Annotated in this window: 18 protein-coding genes; 15 read left to right on the forward strand and 3 right to left on the reverse strand. The window is 43.6% G+C overall.

Features of this window, described 5'->3' with window-relative positions:
• Positions 1–121: 121 nt before the first annotated feature.
• The 11 genes from J8L84_RS14015 to J8L84_RS14065 all read left to right on the forward strand — a co-directional run bounded on the left by J8L84_RS14015 (position 122) and on the right by J8L84_RS14065 (position 14608).
• Positions 122–2971, forward strand: coding sequence for a pitrilysin family protein (locus J8L84_RS14015; RefSeq protein ID WP_211071228.1), 2850 nt, complete (start codon positions 122–124; stop codon positions 2969–2971).
• A 91-nt stretch (positions 2972–3062) separates the two neighbouring features.
• Positions 3063–4661, forward strand: coding sequence for a glutamate--cysteine ligase (gshA, locus tag J8L84_RS14020; protein ID WP_211071229.1), 1599 nt, complete (start codon positions 3063–3065; stop codon positions 4659–4661).
• Between the two features lie 66 nt (positions 4662–4727).
• Positions 4728–5366 (forward strand): hypothetical protein, encoded by a 639-nt coding sequence (locus J8L84_RS14025; protein WP_211071230.1) that lies wholly within the window; start codon positions 4728–4730, stop codon positions 5364–5366.
• 235 nt (positions 5367–5601) lie between these two features.
• Positions 5602–6549, forward strand: a complete 948-nt coding sequence (locus J8L84_RS14030) for a transposase (RefSeq protein ID WP_247670786.1) — start codon at positions 5602–5604, stop codon at positions 6547–6549.
• A gap of 369 nt (positions 6550–6918) precedes the next feature.
• Positions 6919–8175 (forward strand): HlyD family efflux transporter periplasmic adaptor subunit, encoded by a 1257-nt coding sequence (locus J8L84_RS14035; RefSeq protein ID WP_211071231.1) that lies wholly within the window; start codon positions 6919–6921, stop codon positions 8173–8175.
• Between the two features lie 18 nt (positions 8176–8193).
• The gene (locus tag J8L84_RS14040) at positions 8194–8928 is read left to right on the forward strand and encodes an ABC transporter ATP-binding protein (RefSeq protein WP_211071232.1); all 735 of its coding nucleotides are present in this window, start codon (positions 8194–8196) and stop codon (positions 8926–8928) included.
• 1 nt (position 8929) lies between these two features.
• Positions 8930–10243 carry an FtsX-like permease family protein gene (locus tag J8L84_RS14045; protein WP_211071233.1) on the forward strand — a complete coding sequence of 438 codons (1314 nt, stop codon included), beginning with the start codon at positions 8930–8932 and terminating at the stop codon, positions 10241–10243.
• A 10-nt stretch (positions 10244–10253) separates the two neighbouring features.
• On the forward strand, positions 10254–11462 hold the full coding sequence (locus J8L84_RS14050; protein WP_211071234.1) for an FtsX-like permease family protein: 1209 nt from the start codon (positions 10254–10256) through the stop codon (positions 11460–11462).
• 22 nt (positions 11463–11484) lie between these two features.
• Complete coding sequence (locus J8L84_RS14055) at positions 11485–12828, forward strand: sigma-54 dependent transcriptional regulator (protein WP_211071235.1); 1344 nt, start codon at positions 11485–11487, stop codon at positions 12826–12828.
• Positions 12825–14207, forward strand: coding sequence for an ATP-binding protein (locus tag J8L84_RS14060; protein WP_211071236.1), 1383 nt, complete (start codon positions 12825–12827; stop codon positions 14205–14207). The genes J8L84_RS14055 and J8L84_RS14060 overlap by 4 nt, the downstream gene beginning before the upstream one ends.
• A gap of 275 nt (positions 14208–14482) precedes the next feature.
• On the forward strand, positions 14483–14608 hold the full coding sequence (locus J8L84_RS14065; protein WP_082604951.1) for a DUF3149 domain-containing protein: 126 nt from the start codon (positions 14483–14485) through the stop codon (positions 14606–14608).
• 65 nt (positions 14609–14673) lie between these two features.
• Here the strand turns inward: J8L84_RS14065 and smrB are convergent, their stop codons facing one another.
• Positions 14674–15267 carry an endonuclease SmrB gene (gene smrB, locus J8L84_RS14070; protein WP_211071237.1) on the reverse strand — a complete coding sequence of 198 codons (594 nt, stop codon included), beginning with the start codon at positions 15265–15267 and terminating at the stop codon, positions 14674–14676.
• Between the two features lie 88 nt (positions 15268–15355).
• Between smrB and prmB the strand changes: the two genes are divergently transcribed.
• The 4 genes from prmB (at position 15356) to J8L84_RS14090 (ending at position 19390) form a co-directional block, all read left to right on the forward strand.
• A complete protein-coding gene (prmB, locus tag J8L84_RS14075) occupies positions 15356–16291 on the forward strand; it encodes a 50S ribosomal protein L3 N(5)-glutamine methyltransferase (protein ID WP_211071238.1) in 936 nt (311 codons plus the stop codon).
• Between the two features lie 9 nt (positions 16292–16300).
• Complete coding sequence (gene aroC, locus J8L84_RS14080; protein ID WP_211071239.1) at positions 16301–17401, forward strand: chorismate synthase; 1101 nt, start codon at positions 16301–16303, stop codon at positions 17399–17401.
• A gap of 137 nt (positions 17402–17538) precedes the next feature.
• A complete protein-coding gene (locus J8L84_RS14085) occupies positions 17539–18714 on the forward strand; it encodes an MFS transporter (protein WP_211071240.1) in 1176 nt (391 codons plus the stop codon).
• Positions 18715–18925: 211 nt separating this feature from the next.
• On the forward strand, positions 18926–19390 hold the full coding sequence (locus J8L84_RS14090; RefSeq protein WP_211071241.1) for a hypothetical protein: 465 nt from the start codon (positions 18926–18928) through the stop codon (positions 19388–19390).
• 116 nt (positions 19391–19506) lie between these two features.
• Here J8L84_RS14090 and J8L84_RS14095 read toward each other — a convergent pair whose 3' ends face one another.
• A complete protein-coding gene (locus tag J8L84_RS14095) occupies positions 19507–21021 on the reverse strand; it encodes a SpoVR family protein (protein ID WP_211071242.1) in 1515 nt (504 codons plus the stop codon).
• Positions 21022–21024: 3 nt separating this feature from the next.
• Complete coding sequence (locus J8L84_RS14100) at positions 21025–22311, reverse strand: YeaH/YhbH family protein (protein WP_211071278.1); 1287 nt, start codon at positions 22309–22311, stop codon at positions 21025–21027.
• Position 22312 lies beyond the last annotated feature (1 nt).

Here is a 22312-nt window from a genome sequence, read left to right on the forward strand (position 1 = left end):
CTGGTAGTCTTCGATGAAACGTATGCCCCAGGCCATTGTCTCAACGGTTGTATTATTATAGACGCTAGTGTGATGCGAGTTAAATGTATTACAAAAGCGAGGCCACCTAGAAGGATCCAGCATGTCAGGAAGTTTGGCGTTTCGCCTTATTGTTGCAGTTTTTGCTATTAGCGTACTTAACGGATGCCAGCGGGCAAACGTAGATATCCCCGCCGATAGCTCCGCAGTTACTATCCCCTACGAAAAGTACACGCTCAGTAATGGATTAACGGTTATTCTCCACGAAGACCATTCAGATCCCCTCGTTCATGTGGATGTGACGTACCACGTAGGCTCTGCCCGAGAAGAAGTGGGTAAGTCTGGTTTTGCACACTTTTTTGAGCATATGATGTTTCAAGGCTCGAAACATGTAGCAGATGAACAGCATTTTAAGGTGATTACAGAAGCCGGTGGCAGTTTAAACGGCTCGACAAATACCGACAGAACCAATTATTACGAAACTGTGCCTGCCAACCAGCTTGAAAAAGTGTTGTGGCTTGAAGCAGATCGCATGGGGTATTTGCTTGAAGCGGTAAATCAAACTAAATTCGAAAACCAACGTGAAACGGTTAAGAACGAGCGTGCTCAGCGAGTAGATAACCAGCCTTACGGGCTAAGACACGAGCTAAATGGCGAAGCCATGTATCCAGAAGGGCATCCCTATTCTTGGATGACCATTGGTTATGTTGAAGACTTAGACCGGGTTAATGTAAACGACCTTAAAGCCTTTTTTAAACGCTGGTATGGGCCCAACAATGCGGTGTTAACCATAGGTGGTGACATAGACGCGGCAAAAACGAAGAAGTTAATTGCCCAATACTTCGGTGATATTCCAAAGGGGCCTGAGGTAAAAGATCCTGAGCCTCAGCCTGTGACCTTATCTGAAACGCGCTATATGACGTTAGAAGATAAGGTACACTTACCCTTACTACAAATCACTTTCCCTACGGTATATGCACGTCACCCTGATGAAGCACCGTTAGATGTACTCTCTGACATTCTAGGCGGCGGCAAAACGTCTTTATTTTATAAAAATTTAGTAAAAGAAGGCATGGCTGTCCAAGCTGTCGTGTCACACCCATGCCGGGAACTTGCCTGTGAATTTCAATTAATTGCCTTGGCTAATCCAGCAAAAGTGCAGTCACTGGATGAGCTTCAAAAAGTAATAGAAGCCACTCTGGCTGAATTCGAAACCCGCGGTGTTAAACCTGACGATTTAGCGCGAACCAAAGGCAGTATAGAAGCCTCTACCGTATTTGGCCTACAAAGCGTAGCCGGTAAAGTGACTGCGCTTGCGGCTAATGAAACTTTTTATCAAACTCCAGATTTAGTGTCTGAAGATATCGCGCGATATAATTCTGTCACCGCTGAAGACGTGATGCGTGTCTATAAGAAATATATCAAAAGCGCTAATAGTGTGGTGTTGAGTATTGTGCCTAAAGGCCAGCCGCAACTGCAGGCTGCGGAGCCCACGTTTGAACGCCCGGTTCGAACACTGCCTGAAACGCAGCCCGAAACAAAACCAGACAATCATGAATATACGTCTTCACCATCTAGTTTCGATAGAACCGTACAACCGAAAGCCGGTGAGGCTCCTGTAGTCACAGTGCCGGATTATTGGGAGCGTGAACTAGCAAATGGTGTGAATGTACTTGGCGTCACGATGAGTGAAACGCCTACTGTAGCCCTTACCATCAGTATGGATGGTGGTATGTTGCTAGATGCTGAGGGTAAAGCAGGTACAGCGTATCTCACCGCATTAATGATGAATGAATCTACACAAAACTACACAAATGAAGAGTTAGCGAACGAGTTAGCTAAATTAGGCAGTTCAATTCGCTTTAGTGCAGCTGGCCGATACTCACAGGTATATGTGTCTACGTTAACTAAAAACGTAATGCCAACTTTGGCATTACTAAAAGAGAAGTTCTTTAATCCTGCTTTTGCAGAAAGTGATTTCATTCGAATGAAAGAGCGGGTGTTGCAAGGCTTGCAGCAGCAAGCGAAAACGCCGTCAAGTTTGGCTCGACGTGCGCGAGATTTAGTATTGTTTGGTGCCGATAATCGTGTAAGCCTTCCTGATGAAGGCACCATTGAAACGGTTCAGTCCATCACACTTGACGATGTGAAGCAGTTTTATAATCAGTATTATTCACCCAGTAAAGCGAGTGCGGTAGTCGTGGGTAATATGAGTTCTGATGCGGTGGTAGATGCATTAGATTTCATGTCGAATTGGAAGGGTGAGGCTTATACCTTTGAAGATTATGATGCTTTCCCTACTTACGATAAGAACCAAGTGTTTTTGGTCGATAGCCCCAGTGCAGTGCAGTCGGTGGTTTATATTGTTAAACGTAGCCTACCTTTTGATGCAACTGGCGATTACTTTAAATCTCGTTTAGTGAACTTCCCGCTAGGTGGCGGCTTTAACAGCCGAATAAACCTGAATTTACGAGAAGATAAAGGCATTACCTATGGTGCGAATAGTGCGTTCATGGGAGGTAAAACCCTAGGTTGGTTTGAAGTTGGAACTGATTTAACGGCGGCGAATACTGCCCAGGGCATTACTGAAGTTTTTAAAGAAATAAATCAGTACATCGACAAAGGGGCGACGGATGAAGAAATTCAATTTATGCGCAACGCGTTTACATTAAGTGATGCTTTGGAGTTTGAAACCCCCAATAGCAAAGCGCGCTTTCTTCGCCAGTTGCAAAGTTATGGCCTTGAAAAAGGGTACCGAAACGAGCAAATTGAGATAATTAATAGCATCAGCAAAGACGAGATAAACGCACTGGCTAAGCAATATTTGTCGACAGATGCGTTGCAAGTTATCGTTGTTGGCGATAAAGAAGCGATTCTTGAGCAATTAGAGTCGTTAAATATGCCGATCATCGAATTATCGGTAGATACCAATAGTCGAGAAAAGATAAACTGAGTATCTGATAGCAAGTCATTGGTAATATTGACTTGAATTTAATACGTTGTTCCCCATTTTGAGGGGAACAACTCATCCATGGATATGAACATTGACTGTAAACTCAACGTGTTTCAACGAGCGTTTGGCTGCGCTTAAATCACCTGAATTTTTAACGGCACTTACGCAAATAAAGCGTGGTGTTGAGCGTGAAGCGTTACGCATTAAGCCAAACGGTGCTCTGTCGCAAGAGCCTCATCCAAAGGCGTTAGGCTCTGCGCTAACACACGACACGATAACCACAGATTTTTCAGAGTCGTTGTTAGAGTTTATTACGCCGCCTGAAAGTAGCGCCGCTAAAACTATTACGCAGTTACAAGATGTTCATAAGTACACCATTGATAACATTGGCGATGAGCAAATTTGGCCACTCAGCATGCCGTGTTTTATCGAAGATGAAGCGCATATTCCTATTGCTTATTTTGGCGAATCTAATATCGGCAAAATGAAGCGAGTATATCGAATTGGGTTAAAAAACCGCTATGGCAGCATGATGCAGGCGATTGCTGGCGTACATTTTAACTTTTCTTTTTCTGATGATTTCTGGAAACTTTGGGCTGAGCTTAACGGTACTGACCATAGCCAAGATCAGACTTCAGCCGACTACTTTTCTTTAATCAGAAATTACCGTCGTTACTGCTGGATAATTCCTTATTTATACGGTGCCTCACCTGCATTGTGTGGTTCGTTTTTGAAAGGAAAAGAACATGCATTACCATTCGAAAAAATAGGCAAGGGTACGTATTACATGCCGTATGCCACGTCATTGAGAATGAGTGACTTGGGCTATACCAGTGCAGAGCAGTCTTCACTTAAAATTTGTTACAACCAGTTAGACAACTACGTTCGTTTGCTTCGTGGTGCTATGGATACGCCATCAAATCGCTTTAGTAGCTTTGCTGCTGGCGATGGTGGTAATTATCAGCAGCTCAGTCGTAATATTTTACAGATTGAGAACGAGCTGTACTCGCCAATTCGTCCAAAGCAACCTACGCAGTCTATGGAAAAACCTACCGACGCGCTGGTTAAGCGCGGCATCAGCTACATTGAAGTGCGTGCGTTAGATGTAAACCCATTTTCGCCCATTGGTATTAGCCAAACGCAATTCGATTTTCTTGATGTGTTTTTGTTGACGTGCTTGTTGAAGCCTAGTGCTGAATTAGACGAAGCTCAGCTAAATGAAGCGAAAGAAAACATGAACCGGGTAGTGTTAGAGGGGAGAAAGCCTCAATTAGCGCTTACTCGTGACAATCAGGAAACAACACTAACAGCGTGGGCTTCATCATTGTGTGAAGAGTTTGAACAAGTAGCGAAAATACTCGACTTGGCAAATGATACCACCCGATACAGTGACGCAGTTGCTGCAGAGGCGAAGAAAGTTGCAAACCCTGCGTTAACGCCTTCAGGTGTTCTTTTAGAGGAACTGCTCAAACATGATAAAGATAACGGTGTTTACGGACTAGAGCTAGCCGCACGGTATCAAGAGCAGATGAAAGGGTTCGATTATCAGCAAACTACGGAAGCTATGTTTGTAGATGCCGCTGAGACGTCTTTAGCAGCGCAAGCTGATGTGGAAGTGGCTGATACGATAGACTTCGACAGTTTCATTCGTGATTATTTCAATGAACCGCTAGCAAAAAAAAACGCCTGATAGAAATCAGGCGTAGAAGGTTCCAGGGAAACACACATTTTACTAGAACATAAGTTAAGACAAGCTATGCATCAAAAGTTCAAACCGTTGTTCATTTTTTTATCAAGTTTGGTCGTGCTTTTTCCGCTATTTATCGCTGGGTGCGCTACAACACCGCCGAAAGACAGCAGTAATTTGTGCGAAATCTTCTTTGAAAAAGATGATTGGTACGATGCAGCAGCCGACGCACGTGATAAATGGGGGGTACCCATTCATGTGCCGATGGCGATGATGTATCAAGAAAGCTCTTTTCGCCACGATGCATTGCCTCCTCGTGATTATGTGTTTTTCGGCTTAGTCCCTTGGGGCAGAGTCAGTTCCGCTTATGGCTATTCGCAAGCTAAGACACCCACATGGGCTGACTATATGCGCGAAACCGATAACAGCGGCGCTGATCGCGATGATTTCGAAGATGCCATCGACTTTATGGGTTGGTTTATTTATAAATCGCAAAAAGTAAATGGCATTTCAAAGTGGGATGCATACGCCCAATACTTGAATTACCACGAAGGCTGGGGTGGCTATAAACGTAGAAGTTACGACCGTAAACCTTGGTTGAAGAAAGTGGCATCTAAAGTGAAAGCAAGATCGCTACGCTACGCCACCCAGCTTAAAACCTGTGAAGAAGAGCTAAGCAAAGGCTGGTTCATGAAGCTTTTTAGCTAAGTTTTTGATAGATTTGTGGACACCCACCTAATTAAAACATGGACACCCACTAAAACATAGACACCCACCGTTTTAAGATCCTTGGACATATCATGGATGTCCAAGGTTTGTTTGATAAAACGCACACCTTAGTCAATTGATTCGGAACAGAGGAGAAAACTAACCCAAGGTTCAGTTTTCTCCTATGGCAGATTAATCCACTATAAACATCAAATACCCACACCAAAACTTCAGCATGCCGCGTCCTCGTAAGTCACTAATATGTTTAGATGAGACTCCATACTATCATTGCGTTTCTCGTTGTGTTCGTAGAGCATTCCTATGCGGTAAAGACAGATTCAGTGGAAAGAGCTACGAGCACAGAAGGCAATGGGTAGAGAACCGATTGCTGAAGCTCGCCAGTGTTTTTGCAATCGATGTTTGCGCTTATGCAGTAATGAGCAATCATACCCATACGGTATTACGCATTGATAAGAATCTTGCACTTGCAATGAGCCCTGAAGAAGTACTAAGCCGGTGGCATACGCTTCACAATGGAACTTTGCTTACCCGTCAATTTATGAATATAAATCAGAGGCCTAATCTTTCTGAAGCACAAATAAAAACGGTATTTTCTTGCGTGGAAATTTATAGAAAGCGTTTGTACGATATCAGTTGGTTTATGCGGCTTCTTAATGAGTTTATTGCTAGGAAAGCAAACAAGGAAGACGAATGCACAGGCCGTTTTTGGGAAGGACGATTTAAGTCTCAAGCTCTGTTAGATGAATCAGCGTTATTGGCTTGTATGGCCTATGTTGACTTGAATCCCATTAGAGTTGGTAAAGCGAAGACACCAGAAAAGGCAATGTATACCAGTGTGAGTCGTCGTATAGCAAAGGCGAAAGTGAATAAACAACCCCCAGAACTACTTCCATTTATTGGTGATTCACAAAATAGTAAATTAGGAGGATTACCTTTTCGATTAGAGGATTATTTGAACCTGGTGGATCAAACAGGTAGGCAGCTAAAAAGTAATATCAAAGGTGCTATCCCGCAAAACTGCGAGCCTATTTTATCGCGTACAGGTTTAACACAAACAGATTGGTCTGAAGTTGTAAGCACTATAGAGAGTAATTTCTCCAGCAAGATAAGCTTGTCGCTGGTAAAACGAAAAACTGGAAAGAGATATCAATTAGTCGGCTAAATCCGAATACTCTATCCCAATCTTTGTATCTTATTTAGCATCAATGGGTATTGAGGCAAGTTGATACCAGCCTTTAAGTAACACCCAGTGATTTTCCTGATATCTATCCCCTAATTCTCCAAACCCGTCCGGCCAACAAAATCGGACAATAAAAAGTGTCCGTTCGGACACATTAACTACTCAAAGTTTTAAAAAATCATTGCTAATCATGTGGTTAATTTTTGGCACGTTATTCGTAGTACTAGTTTATACCCCCAACAAAAATTAGATGAACATGTTGCTTTTTCACTTTATCAGTCTGCCCATTATTATCTTTATCATTGTGGTGTTGCTCGCTAATTTTGAGTCCGTAAGTCATGAGGATGCCTTATGATTCAGGATACCAGTAGCCAGGATACCGTTGTTATAACGCAGCCATCGCCAAAAAAATGGGTGGGTGTCTTAGCGGTACTCGTGATAGTGGGTGTCTTCGGATATTTTTTTCTTTTTTCCAGCTCCAACGCTGGCATATCTAGCAGCCGTGATTCGCTAAAATTCAGTGTAGTAACGAAAGGCGAGCTGATTAGGGATATCGTCACAACAGGCAGAATAATCGCTTCAAACGCTCCACAGCTATATAGCCCTGAGCAAGGCTATGTTCTATTAAAAGTTAAGCCCGGTGATTCGGTAGAATACGGGAATATTGTAGCAATAGTCGATTCTCCTGAGTTGCAGAATACTATGAAGCAAGAGCAATCTGCGCTAGCAAGTTTGCAAAGTGAGCTTGCTAGGCAAGAGCTCGATGTACGTAGACAGGCACTTTTATTAAATAAACAAGCTGATATTGCCAACGTTGAATTGGTCGCTGCTCAGCGAGAAGAAAAAAGAGCAAAGCTGTCTATTAAAGACCACCTCATTAGCCAGATAGATTTAGAAGAGGCGCTAGATAATCTAGCCAAGGCTGAAGTGACTTATAAGCACGCCATTAGCGAAATTGAATTAGCAACAGATACGTTAGCTTTTGAGCTTAAGACCACGAAAGAGAAGGTCGCCAGGCAAGCTTTAGTTGTTGATGACCTTACCCGCCAACTTGCCGATTTAACTATTAGAGCTAGCGTGTCTGGTGTGGTGGGGAACGTGCTAATTCAGCCGAACGCACTTGTGGCCAAAAATGAGCCATTAATGAAATTGGTAGATTTAACAGCTTATGAAGCTGAACTCAACGTTGCTGAGAGCTACGCAAATGAGTTGGGTTTAGGGATGAGTGTTGAGTTAAAAGTGGGTGTCCAAAAAGTGACTGGCACACTCGTTTCAATATCCCCAGAAGTTGTCGATAGACAAGTTACGGCTAGGGTGCGCTTTCCTGAAAATAGCGTGCAGTCAATTCGTCAGAACCAACAGGTGTCAGCACGAATATTGTTAGAGAACAAAAGTGATGTACTTAAGGTAGACCGTGGGAGCTTTCTTCAAGCCGGCGGCACCACAGCTTATTTAGTTACCGGCGACCTTGCAGAGCGAATCGACATTCAGGTTGGTGCAACCAGTATTCGAGAAGTGGAAATTCTCAGCGGGCTGCAAGAAGGCGACAAAATAATAGTTTCAAATTACGAACAGTTTAATCAAGCGGCTACAGTACTTCTGCGCTAATAAAAAGGATAAATAGCAATGTTAACCATGAATAACGTAAGCAAAATATACCAAACGAACAGCGTACAAACCCATGCACTAAGAGATTTTTCCTTAACCGTTAATGAAGGTGAGTTCATCGCCGTTACCGGGCCCTCAGGTTCTGGGAAAACAACGTTTTTAAACATAGCTGGTTTGCTCGAGCCGTTTACCACAGGGCAATATACCTTAGATGGTGTCGATATCGGCGGGCTTTCTGACAATGAAACTGCCGACTTAAGAAACCAAAAAATAGGGTATATATTTCAGGGGTTTAATTTAATACCTGATTTGAATTTATATGAAAATGTCGAAGTACCCCTTCGTTATCGAGGTATTGCAGCGAAAGAACGTAAAATTAGAATTGAACAATGTTTAGAGCAAGTTGGACTAGCCAGCCGAGCGAAACATTTACCACAACAGTTATCTGGCGGGCAACAGCAGCGTGTTGCAATCGCACGAGCTCTTGCGGGCAAGCCTCGTTTCTTACTTGCCGATGAACCTACGGGAAATTTGGACAGCCTTATGGCACGCCAAGTCATGGAGCTTCTAGAAGAAATAAACAAAAATGGCGCGACAATTGTGATGGTAACACATGATGCAGAATTGGCCCGCCGAGCGCCTAGAAATATTCAAGTGGTAGATGGGCAGTTAGCCGACTTTACGTTGTATCAAGGTAAACCGACAGTAGCGGCTACCCGCGACAATGAAACCTTTGTTGCGTCAGGAGTATAATATGTTCCTCCATTATATCGATTTAAGTTGGCGAAGCATTAAACGCACGCCCGTCATTAGCTTTTTGATGGTTTTTGCGATTGCCATTGGCATTGGGCTGACTATGACAAGTCTGTCGGTTTATCACATGATGTCGATGGACCCCATTCCCCACAAAAGCGGCGCTATTTTTTATCCGCAGTTGAATATCATGGACGATGGCAATGAGTGGCATTCATCCGACAACCTGCCTTATCAACTGACTTATCAGGATGCCGTGAATCTGTACAACGCAGATATTCCAGTACCTAAGTCGCCGAGCTTTAGAAGTGGTTTCTCTGTGCATCTTAATTCTCCTGACGTGAAACCTACCATGGAGCCCGCGCGATTGGTAAATCGAGAGTTCTTCACTATCTTTGACCGACCCTTTATTTATGGCGCACCTTGGTCTTTAAATTCACAAGACACCCACGAATACGTAGTAGTGATATCAGAAAAAATAAATAATCGGTTATTTGCAGGCAAAGACTCGGTTGGCCAACATATTTACCTTGATAACAATAGCTACAGAATTGTGGGTGTCTCAGCTGATTGGGAGCACCACGTCAAGTATTACGACGTGAACAATGGAGCATTTAATTCCTCTGAACAGCTCTATATTCCTTTCGGCATTGGTGCATTAGAAGAAATTACCACCTGGGGAAACTTAAACGGCTGGAAGCATGAGGGGCTTAAGAACTATCAAGATTTAATGCAATCAGAGCACGTGTGGCTTCAATTTTGGGTTCAATTGAACACGGAAGAAGAGAAGCAACAGTTCGCCAATTTCCTAATGACCTATATGGAAGATCAAAGAGAAAAAGGGCGATTTAACCGAGAAACTCTGGAATACAAGCTACGAAATGTGACGGAATGGCTGGAGTACAACTCAGTGGTTTCTGAAGACAACCGTATTCTGGTGGGGTTGAGTTTTATGTTCCTATTAGTGTGTGTGTCCAACATTTTAGGATTACTGCTGGCGAAGTTTTTAAAGCGGGCGCCAGAGGTGGGTGTCCGAAGGGCACTAGGCGCCAGCAAGCGTCATATATTTGCCCAGCATATTGTCGAAGTATCAGTGATTGGGCTAGCCGGAGGCTTGTTAGGTATTGTGATTGCGCAAATTGGGTTATGGGGAATTCGCGTGACCAACAGCTATTATGATGACTTAGCAACTATGGATGTCTCAATGTTGCTAGCTGCGCCATTGATTGCACTTGTGGCCAGTTTCTTAGCCGGATTGTACCCAGCTTGGTTAGTGTGCAGAACACAACCCGCAATTTACTTAAAAAGCCAATAGGGAGCAGGCTATGTTAGACATTAAACCAATCTTCAATGCAATACGCCGCTCTAAAATTGGCGCCTTGCTTTTATTACTTCAAATAGCGCTCACTATGGCGATCGTTAGCAATGCCGCATTTATGATTAATGATCATGTTTCGTATCTTCGCGAAGATACAGGGTTCCCAGAGAAGGAAATCTTTAGTTTGTCGGTAATGACGTTTGGAAAAGACCGCTCTCTCAGTCAACAAGCTGAACTCGATGAAACAATGATAAGAAACCTTCCTGGCGTAATTGACGCCAGTTTGATTCAAGCGGTACCCTTGTCAGGTGGTGGTTCATCATCATCAGTGCGTTTGAAACCATCTCCAGAGAAATCTAAATCCATCAGCGTGCCTTACTATTACATGGATGACCATGGCTTAAATACTTTTGGTATAAAACTACTTGAAGGGCGTAACTTTAGGCCAGAAGAGGTAATAGTTGGTAATGACTTCACCGGTAGCGGCCCTAATACAGTTATTGTCTCTCACGCTCTCGCCAAAGCCTTATTCCCTGATGGTAATGCGTTGGGCGAGACGGTTTATCTTAAAAATAGGCCCCTTGAAATTATCGGTATTGTGGGAACAATGAAAAGCCCGTGGCCTAATGGTATGCGAGACAAAACCACCGCTATTGTGCCGTTTATGGATGTGCAAAGTTATCAACATATTCTCGTTCGAACAGATAAAACTGAACGAGCTAACATCATGGCGAATATTGAGCAGAACATGTTGGATATTTACGATAAACGGGTCATCATTAATGTCGATGGATTAGATAAAACCAAAGAAAACTATGACGCTACTGATGTGCTCATGATGCGTATGTTGATAGTACTGGTTGTTATTCTTTTACTGGTGACCGCTCTTGGCATATTTGGCTTAACCCAGTTCAATATTAGTAAACGAACAAAACAAATTGGTACTCGGCGCGCATTAGGGGCAAGAAAGTCTGCTATCGTAAGATATTTTTTAGTCGAAAATACCATGGTATGTATAGCGGGCTTACTGATAGGGGGAATAGCGGCAGTGGTTCTAGGTAATGTGATGATGAAATCCTATTCGATTGCATCTTTAGAGCCGGAATTCATCGTGGGTACCGCCGTGTTCATTTTTGCAATGAGTATACTTGCCGTCATTTTTCCTGCTATGCGAGCCGCTAATATTTCACCCAGTATTGCTACCCGTAGCATATAAGTCGTATTGAAGAAGTGAAGACATGACAAAAGTGTTAATTGTTGATGACAACGCAGCCGTATTAGAGGCGTTGTCATTATTGCTAGAAATTCATGGTTACGATGTGGTGACAGCCACCACGCCAAAAGCAGCGCTGCAGATAGTCAATTACCAAGCTATCGGGCTAGTGCTGCAAGATATGAATTTTAGTGCAGATACGACCTCTGGCGAAGAAGGACGCGATCTCTTCTTCGCACTTCGTGAGCTAAACCCGTTATTACCCATTATTCTCATTACAGCGTGGACGGAGTTAGAGCAAGCTGTAGAGTTAGTGAAAGCGGGCGCGGCAGACTACATTCCAAAGCCTTGGGATGACAGCAAGCTGATTACTACTATTAAAAACCTAGTAGCGCTAGGCCAGGCCGCTAGCCAAAATAAAGTGTTGAAGCAACAGGCGGCAAATTTTGACAATACTCGCCAGGCAGCAGTAAGTATTGGATTAGTGTACGAAAGTGCAGCCATGCAGCGGGTGGTAGATATGTCGGTGCAGGTGGCTAAATCAGATGTGCCGGTACTTATTACTGGACCTAATGGTAGCGGAAAGGAAAAGATTGCTGAACTCATTCAGTCTCAATCCCCCCTTAATCAGTCCGCCTTTGTGAAGGTAAACGCGGGAGCCCTTCCTCAAGAGCTTATTGAAGCCGAGCTATTTGGCGCAGAAGTAGGGGCGTTTACCAGTGCTAATAAAACGCGAATTGGCCGCTTTGAAGCCGCCAACCAAGGCACTTTGTTTTTAGATGAAATTGGCAATTTGCCTTTGTCGGGCCAAGTCAAATTATTGCGTGTATTGCAAACCGGTGAATTTGAAAAACTGGGCTCGGTGAAAACACAAAAAACAGATGTAAGAATTATATCGGCTACCAATTCTGATTTAACTCGCGATATCGCCAACGGCGAATTCCGCGAGGACTTGTTTTATCGTTTAAATGTTATCGAAATTAATGTGCCGCCGCTCAATGAGCGAGGAGATGATGTGTTGGCTTTAGCAAAGCATTTCCTGCCAGGTCGAGACATAAGCTTAACGGGTCAACAAGCGCTGCAAGCCTATGCATGGCCAGGAAATGTGCGTGAGCTTGAGAATGTGTGTCGACGAGTTAGTATTTTGCACCCAGATGGTACCCTTGATGCTGAAGACTTCGGTTTACCCTGTGCGAATGGTGAATCGAATACCGAGGACAAAGGTGGAAAAGAACCCAGCAAGTTAGAGATAGAGGCGGCGCTTACAGAATTTAACGGCACAATATCTAAAGTCGCAAGGTACTTGGGGCTATCAAGGCAAGCCCTTTACCGCAGACTAGATAAATACGGAATTAATTATAAATCGTGAGGTTAATTAAAACTAAACTTCTGGTAGCAGCGCTTTGCGCTACGGCAATAGGCATGGCGCCTATGTTGTATTTAAGCGACCAGTCGGTTGTTCAAAAAGTCCTGCTTGCTACCGCATCTTTGTGCCTGTGCGCAATGGCAGTGAAAATCTGTACGTCACAAATAACTAAACAATTGGATGCCCTTGAAATAGGCTTGCTCAATTTTAAAGACGGTGAGTTTTCATCAACACTGGCTTGTAAAACTGGGGACGAGTTTGAAACCTTATGCCAGCTTTATAACGATACCGCAGAAACCCTTCGCCGAGAAAAACAGTGGTTGTATCAACGAGAGCTAATGCTAGACAAAGTGCTGCATAGTTCGCCTGACGTTTTATTATTAGTAAACGACCAGATGCATGTAGTACTGAGTAACCGCCAAGCGTGCGAGTTCTTCCACCCAACAAGTAAGATGGAGGATAGTGACTTACAGGCAAATAGTGCCAATGGGGTAGGTGCTAACAGTTTGGGCGAGAAAAGCATGGGTAGCAGAAGCTTAGAGGGTTACACCCTTGGCACGTTACTCAAAAATAAACCAGACACGCTGAAAGATGTTTTGTTAGAAAACCGAGAAGGCCTATTCACCTTGCCTCAGGATGCCAGCGGTATTCAAACGTGGCATATGGCTACCGGAACCTTCTTGCTCAATAACCAAACTCATCGATTGTATATTCTTAAGCAAATGACTCGGGAGCTTAACCGACAAGAAGTGTCGGTTTGGAAAAAAGTAATAAGGGTGATTAGTCACGAGCTAAATAATTCCTTAGGGCCTATTTCCAGCCTGTTACATAGCGGGCAAATTGTAGGGCAGCAAAATGGTGATACTCGTCTGGTGCGGGTGTTCCACACCATTGAAGAGCGTATTGCCCATTTAAATCAATTTGTTCAAGGGTATGGAAGGTTTGCGAAATTGCCTCCACCAGTTTTGACAACGATTGATTGGGATAAAATAACGGCGCAACTCAGCAATCAATGTGATTTCAAGTTAACCATGCCAGAGGCTGTCGAGGTGAAAGCCGATGCAGTCCAAGTAGAACAGCTATTAATCAACTTGCTTAAAAATGCCCATGAGTCGGGAGGAAATCCACAGGATGTGGAGCTCGTTATCAAGCAAACGGCCTCTCAAGTTATTATAGAAGTACTCGATAGCGGAAAAGGCATGACGGATAGCGTAATGACAAATGCGCTGGTTCCTTTTTATTCCACTAAGGCGAATGGAAGTGGACTAGGGTTGGCGCTATGCCGAGAAATTACCGATGCACATAATGGCCACTTAGTGATTCAAAACCGAAAAGAAAAAGGATTATGCGTGCGTTTTATTATTGATAAAACGAAAAAGTAACAGACAAAAAAATAGGGGAACAGACGGGCGTCTGTTCCCCTTACGACGCTAAGCCAAGACCGTTTTTAACCTACGTCGAACAGGCATGTATAATGTATTGCAAATGAGAATGATTTGCAATGTCATTTTGAATTATTTTTAATTTATTTCTATATTGATCTCGATCAACTTCTCTACAACCCTTCTATTTACCGTATTTCGGACTTGATCCAGATCATAAACCCTCGTCATGAAATCGCTATCATTAACTTACTAACCCTGTGAGGAGAAACACTATGTTACTAAGTATGATTTCAGATCCCGTTGTATGGGGCTCGCTTTTAGGTATCAGTATTATTATTGGAATGGGCGTGTTTTACACATACATGTTTATGCACAACAGCGCAGAGCTTGATAAGTAAGCAGGGCTTTACCTATGAGCATTGTCGCTTAGGTCAAGAAGCCTCAGTAAACAGGATTAAGTTTGCTATCGCTTATATTCTGGCGTGGGCACATCTAGCAAAACAAGCAATGCTGCTTGTCCGCCGTATTCAAGGGGTGCTTGGTGGAATGCATTCACGTGGGGATGCTGTATTAAGTAGTGGGGAAGCGCGTTTTTTAAAACGCCTTGCCCAAACCCGTGCATTATAGAAACACAGTCTACCGACTCTTTGCGGGCGGTATAAATCAATGAGGCTATTTCGGTTTTTGCCATTTCTCGGGTCATGCCATGTAAATCGAGCAAAAACTCAGGGGAATAGTCTCCTCGTCTAAGCTGCTTTAATACGTGCGTTGGCACGCCATCTCGGCAATACCGCATAGGGCCTTCTTGTGGAAGTACGGCTTGGTACATATCTGAAAAGCTAAAACTCGCCGCTACCTGCTTACTGCCTTTAAGGTGTTTAACCCCTGCCAGTTGCTTTTTCTTTTCTAGAGCAACTTTCTTATTCGGTACAATCTTGTCCTGCTCCATGGGCTTTACACCTTGCACAGCATCAGCAAATGAGAAGGTATCTTCAATCACTTTTGGCTTCTCAGTGCCTTTTTTCATGGCTTTTAGTTCTTTTTTAAATGCTGTCATTATGAACCGATATGCAAATTAACGTGGGCGCAGGCGTTATCTTTGGGTATGATACCAGCTTTCATATTCCTGATGTACCCAAGCTCTTATGACCGACAAGTTTTACTTAGAAGAAGCCATCGAAGATTTACACAGCATACTTGATATGATTCGGTGGGCTACCAGTCGTTTTAACGACGCCGCCCTCTATTTTGGTCATGGTACCGATAACGCTTGGGATGAAGCATTAAGCCTTACCATGCAAGCGCTGCACTTGCCGCATTCGTTGTCTGAGCATGTTGGCGACAGTATGTTGTCATCACGACTTACAAAAAGTGAGCGTGAAAAAATTGCTGAGCTTGTTTTAAAACGAGTTCAAACTCGTATGCCACTGCCTTACATTACTAACGAAGCTTGGTTTTGCGGCATGCCTTTTTACGTTGATGAGCGCGTGCTTATTCCTCGCTCTCCGTTTGCAGAACTGATTCAAAATAATTTCGAGCCTTTCGTTAAAGAAGCACCGTCGCATATTTTAGATATGTGTACTGGTGGTGGCTGTATTGCGATTGCGCTTGCGCATGCGTACCCCGACTCACAGGTTGATGCGGTAGATATAAGCGAAGATGCCCTTGAAGTGGCTGATATTAATATTCAAGAGCATCAACTCAGTCACCGTGTTTACCCCATTCATTCTGATTTATTTACTAATTTAACCGGGCAGAAGTACGATTTAATTGTATCAAACCCACCTTATGTTGATGCTGAAGACATGGCCGACTTACCTGATGAATATCATCATGAGCCAGAGCTCGCATTAGCTGCCGGTGATGACGGGTTAGAACTTGTGGATATTATGCTGCGTAAAGCACCACAATATTTAACCGACAACGGCTGGTTGTTCATTGAAGTAGGTAACAGCGAAGTGCACATGGACACTCGCTTCCCAGGCCTTGAAGTCATTTGGCTTAGCTTTGAAAATGGCGGGCAGGGGATATTTGCCGTAAACAACACAACATTAAAAAACTATTTTAACAGCAAGGATTAATTCTAGATTATGTCAGGCAACAGCTTTGGAAAACTCTTCACCGTTACCACATTTGGAGAAAGCCACGGTATCGCCATTGGTGGTGTTGTTGATGGTTGTCCTCCAGGCCTCACGTTAAGTGAAACTGATTTACAGGGCGATTTAGACAGACGTAAGCCTGGTACATCCCGTTATACCACGGCCCGTCGTGAAGATGATGAAGTGCAGATTTTGTCTGGCGTGTTTGAAGGAAAAACTACGGGTACCAGTATTGGTTTGTTAATTAAAAACAAAGACCAACGTAGCCAAGATTACTCAAATATCGCTGATCGTTTCCGTCCTGGTCATGCTGATTACACCTACGATCAAAAGTATGGTTCACGTGATTATCGCGGTGGTGGTCGTTCTTCTGCCCGTGAAACCGCGGTACGTGTTGCGGCTGGTGGTATTGCTAAAAAGTACTTAAAAGAAGTACATGGCGTTGAAGTACATGGGTACCTTTCTCAATTAGGGCCTATTAGCGTTGAAAACGTTGACCATACGGTAACGAACACGAACCCTTTCTTTTGCCCCGATGAAAGCAAACTTGAAGCACTCGATGAATACATGCGCGAGCTAAAAAAATCTGGCGATAGCATTGGCGCTAAGGTTTCAGTCGTGGTTAAAAATGTTCCAGTGGGGTTGGGCGAGCCAGTATTCGATAGACTAGATGCCGACATTGCACACGCTATGATGGGTATTAACGCCGTTAAAGGCGTAGAAATTGGCGATGGCTTTGAGGTTATAAACCAAAAAGGCAGTGAGCACCGTGACACACTTTCACCCGAAGGTTTCCTATCAAACCATGCTGGTGGCGTATTAGGCGGTATTTCAACAGGACAAGATCTTGAAGTGCATATGGCACTTAAGCCAACCTCAAGTATTTCGGTGCCAGGCAAAACCATCAATAAGCAAGGCGAAGAAATTGAAATTATCACCAAAGGTCGTCACGACCCTTGCGTGGGTATTCGCGCAGTGCCTATTGCTGAAGCGATGATGGCCATTGTATTAATGGATCATTACTTACGTCACCGTGCACAAAATGCTTCTGTGGTATCGACGACTGCCCCCATCGCGGGTCAGGCTGACTAAACGATAAGAAAACGCTAAGAAAACGCTAGTTAAGCGCTAATAAACAGCGCGTCAGTAAAAATAGTAACAACCCAATTCATCCCCTCATACGCCACAAGTAATCTTACTTGTGGCGCTATCGCATACGGAGTTGTGCAGTGCCATTCGCTAAATTGCCTTTTGCTAACCATAAATCACTCATTGTCCTCGCGTTAACTTATTGGCTGTACTTTGGTCAACTAGGCGTGTTAGTCCCTTACTTGGGTATATTTCTTGATGGTCGTGGTTTTAGATCTGCTGAAATAGGGGAGCTTTTCGCGGTAATAACCTTGGCGCGTATTTTAGGGCCTGGATTGTGGGCGGGCATTGCCGATAAAAAAGGTAATGCGGTAAGTGTATTGCGCCTGGGTAGCTTTCTTACGGTAGCCACCTTTTGTTCGGTATTCTTATTTGAAGGTTTTTGGGGGCTTACCCTTTCCTTTGGCTTAATGATGATGTTCTGGACTGCGGTTTTACCTCAGTTAGAGGTTATTACTATGAAGTCTGTAGTGGGAACTAAAGCCAGCTATGGGCTTATTAGGTTGTGGGGAAGTATCGGCTTTATCTGCTTAACCGTAGGCGTGGGTAAGGCCTTAGACAGCTTTTCTACTGAAACACCGGTCATCGTGAGTGTGGGCGTGTTATTGCTCTTGTTCGTGACCACGCTATTTATTCAAGCCCCGAAAGCGAGTGCCGAGAAACACACCGCTGTTGGAAGCATTTGGCAGTATGCCAAACAGCGCCCTTTTGTGGTTTTTATCTTTGCCTCAATATGCTTACAAATTAGTTTCGGTGCTTATTATGGTTTCTTTGCATTGTATATGCGCGACCTTGGCTACAGCGGTCAGCAAACGGGTTTATTCATCGCCCTAGGTGTATTGGTAGAAGTGGTTATTTTTCTTATTGCCAGTCGTTTAACTGCACGTTTTGGCGTATGGAATTTGCTGTTTGCCAGTTTGCTATTAACAGCACTGCGTTGGTATGCGTTAGCGGCAGCGGCCGATAGCATGGCGGTGATATTACTAAGCCAAGTGATTCATGCGTTAAGCTTCGGATTAACCCATGCGGTATCGGTACACTTTATTCACCAGTTTTTACCACCGGCATTCCACAGCCGAGGCCAAGCTATCTATATTAGTGTGGCCTTTGGGTTTGGTGGCGCATTTGGTAATTACATGGCAGGTCAACAATGGAACCAAGGCGCCAATGCTTATGAAACCTTTGCCACCGCCGCGGTGTTCTCAGCAATAGGGGCGGTCTCCTTGTTTTTCTGTAAGCGCAAGCAACTTATGTAAAAAGCCTTCACCGTTTAAAGCTTGTTTTATTAAAGCTTTCGTCTAAAACTACTTTACTTGCAATATGTAGCTATACTGAATTAGACGTAAAGTAATACTAGTACGAAGACAATAGACACCTTGTTGTAATAAAGAACATTATTGCAGGTCTAGTACAAGGCTAGCACAGGTGTCGACGTCAGTAGTTTTGTACTAATAAAGGAGTGCTTGCATGAATTTACGCTCTGATATGGTGTGTAATAAAAAGTTTCCCCATGCGGCTTACAGTATAGAAATTACCGGTTCTACGCTGATTAGTGAATTAAAGGGTCAGTGGTCTACTGAGATATCAAATAGCTATATTGCGGATGTTAAGCAAGAGGTTGCCTCAAGGTTTAACATGCGCTGGCTACATATCGTGTTGTTAGATAAGTGGGATTTAACCACTTTTGACGCCATGGAAAACTTCACTCAATACGGAGTATGGTGTTATGAAAATGGCGTGAAAGCGTCTTTCTATGTGTATCAAACCAACCCAGTCAAACGCTATCAATTGGCCAAAATGTTGCCCGAACGCGCCAAAGACTACGTTAGCTTTCATGTGGAAAGCATCGACGACGCGTTTCACTACGCCTCTGAAAATGGCTTTCTTGACGAGCCTAAGCCCAACCAGGCGATTAAAACATTGAATGCCTAACATACTCATACGGTTGTATTTGCTCGTTAACGCCTTAGCGCGTTAGGCTCTAGAAGTTGGAAGTAAGAGTGTGCATTTAACTGGCGCCCCCGCGTACCAGAAGGCGCAAAGTACAATTACTTACTGGTTCGGCACTCGGCCAGTAGGGTAGGAAGGCCTGCACTGTTTTCTTGCTCAAGCCTTACATCAAACTTCCACAATCTATGAAGATGACGCATAACCTCACCTTTGGAGTTTCCTAACGGAATGCCATGTTGAGGTACGTAGCGAAGTGTCAAAGATCTATCACCTCTTACATCAACGTTATATACCTGAATATTAGGTTCTAAATTACTTAAATTATATTGGGCAGAGAGTTTTTCTCTAATAGTACGATAGCCGTTCTCATCATGAATAGCGCTCACACTCACATAGGAATTGCTCGCGTCGTCCTCCAAGGCAAATAATTTAAAATCTCGCATTAACTTAGGTGATAAAAACTGACTGATAAAACTCTCATCTTTAAAGTTATGCATAGCGAAATGTACGGTTTCAAGCCAATCTTTTCCTGCGATAGTCGGTAAGTATTCATAGTCTTCTTTGGTGGGAGATTGGCACACCCGTTTGATATCCATAAACATGGAGAACCCTAGCGCATAAGGGTTAATGCCCGAATAGTAGGGGCTGTTGTAATCGGGCTGCATCACCACACTGGAATGACTGTGCAAAAACTCCATCATAAAACGGTCGCTCACTAAGCGCTCGTCATACATTTTATTTAAAATATGGTAGTGCCAAAAACAGGCCCAGCCTTCATTCATCACTTGGGTTTGTTTTTGTGGGTAAAAGTACTGAGATACTTTTCTCACAATACGAACAAGTTCACGCTGCCAAGGCTCTAACAAAGGGGCATTTTTTTCAATGAAGTACAGCAAGTTTTCTTGCGGCTCTGAAGGGAAGCGTAGAATATCCGTGTTTTGGCTTTTAGGATTGTTTGGTAAGGTGCGCCACAGCTCATTAACTTGTGATTGCAAGTAGCGAGCACGTTCTTCTTGACGCGTTTTCTCTTCCTGAAGCGATATCTTTTGGGGTCTTTTATATCTATCCACGCCGTAATTCATTAGAGCGTGACAAGAATCTAAGATGTTTTCCACTTCCTCTACGCCGTGTTTTTGCTCACATTTGGAAATATACTTCTTGGCAAATACCAAGTAGTCGATAATAGAGCTGGCGTCTGTCCAAGTTTGAAAAAGATAGTTACCTTTAAAAAATGAGTTGTGACCATAGCATGCATGGGCCATCACTAGCGCTTGCATAGTAATGGTATTTTCTTCCATTAAGTACGCGATGCAAGGGTCGGAATTAATCACAATTTCATAGGCCAATCCCATTTGACCTCTGCGGTACTGTTGTTCAGTTTGAATAAACTTTTTACCAAACGACCAATGGGTATAGTTTAGTGGCATACCTATACTGGCATACGCGTCCATCATTTGTTCAGCGGTAATAACCTCAATTTGGTTAGGGTAAGTGTCTAGCTTAAAATCTTTAGCAATGCGGTCTATTTCTGTTTCATACTCGGTCAGTAACGAAAACGTCCAATCTGGACCATCATCTAATTTATGTTTTTGACGGGCTTCACTTAAAGACATGGGCTAACCTCCTGGCGTACTTAACTGCTCAGTACGCTTAAATATTTCTCTGAATACAGGGTAAATATCATCCGGTGTTTGAATGTGCTTACATACTAAGTTGTCATAAGACTGACTTACCTTTTCGTATTCTCGCCAAAGGGTTTGGTGTTGGCGTTCGGTTATTTCAATATAGGCAAAGTAACGGGTGGCGGGTAATAGATTGTTGACTAAAAGTGAGCTACATAAAGGTGAATCATCGGCCCAGTTATCCCCATCTGACGCCTGGGCCGCGTAGATATTCCAATTACCGTCGCTAAACCTTTCTCGCACAATGTCATCCATTAGCTTTAGTGCGCTAGAAACAATAGTGCCGCCGGTTTCTTGAGAATAGAAAAACTCTTGCTCGTCGACTTCTTTCGCTTGAGTATGGTGGCGGATGTACACCACCTCTACATTTTCGTAGGTACGGGTTAAAAACAAATACAATAAAATATAAAAGCGCTTGGCCACATCTTTGGTCGCTTGATCCATAGAGCCTGAAACATCCATTAAACAAAACATTACTGCTTTGCTTGTGGGGATAGGGCGCTTATCGAAGTTTTTGAAACGTAAATCGAAGGTGTCGATAAAAGGGACTTTAGCGACTTTGGCCTTAAGTAGTGCGAGTTCTTTTTCAATTTCTTCAATGGCAAGCGCATTGTCAGAAGGCGCAGCAATTAACAAGGCTAACTGTTCTTCTAACTCTCTAATACGCTTACGAGTAGAACCGGTTAACGCTATCCGTCTTGCTACCGACCCCTTTAAAGACCGAACAATGTCTAAATTACTCGGCACACCGTCAGTCTGATACCCAGCACGATAGGTTTCATGTTGAATCACTTTATCAAACTGATTTTTCTTTAAATTAGGCAGTGCCAAATCGTCGAACAAAATATCCAAGTATTCGTCTTTTGATATGGAAAAAACAAATTCGTCTTCTCCCTCGCCGCTATTGCCGGCTTCACCATCACCAGAACCTTGCCCCGCACCACCGGGTGGGCGGTCAATTTTATCGCCGGCAATGAATTGGTCATTGCCGGGGTGGACGATGTCCCGCTTGCCTCCTTTTCCTGTGTGAAATACAGGTTCGGAAATATCGCGAGTAGGAATACTTACCTGCTCGCCCGAGTCTAGGTCGGTAACAGAACGTTTACCAACGGCATCGGTAACAGCACGCTTTATCTGTTGTTTATAGCGTTTAATAAAGCGCTGTCTGTTTACCGTGCTTTTGCCTTTACTGTTAAGTCTTCGGTCGATGAAATGCGCCATA

Origin of the sequence: Alteromonas sp. MMG017, assembly GCF_018100795.1 — a bacterium.
GTDB lineage: Bacteria > Pseudomonadota > Gammaproteobacteria > Enterobacterales > Alteromonadaceae > Alteromonas.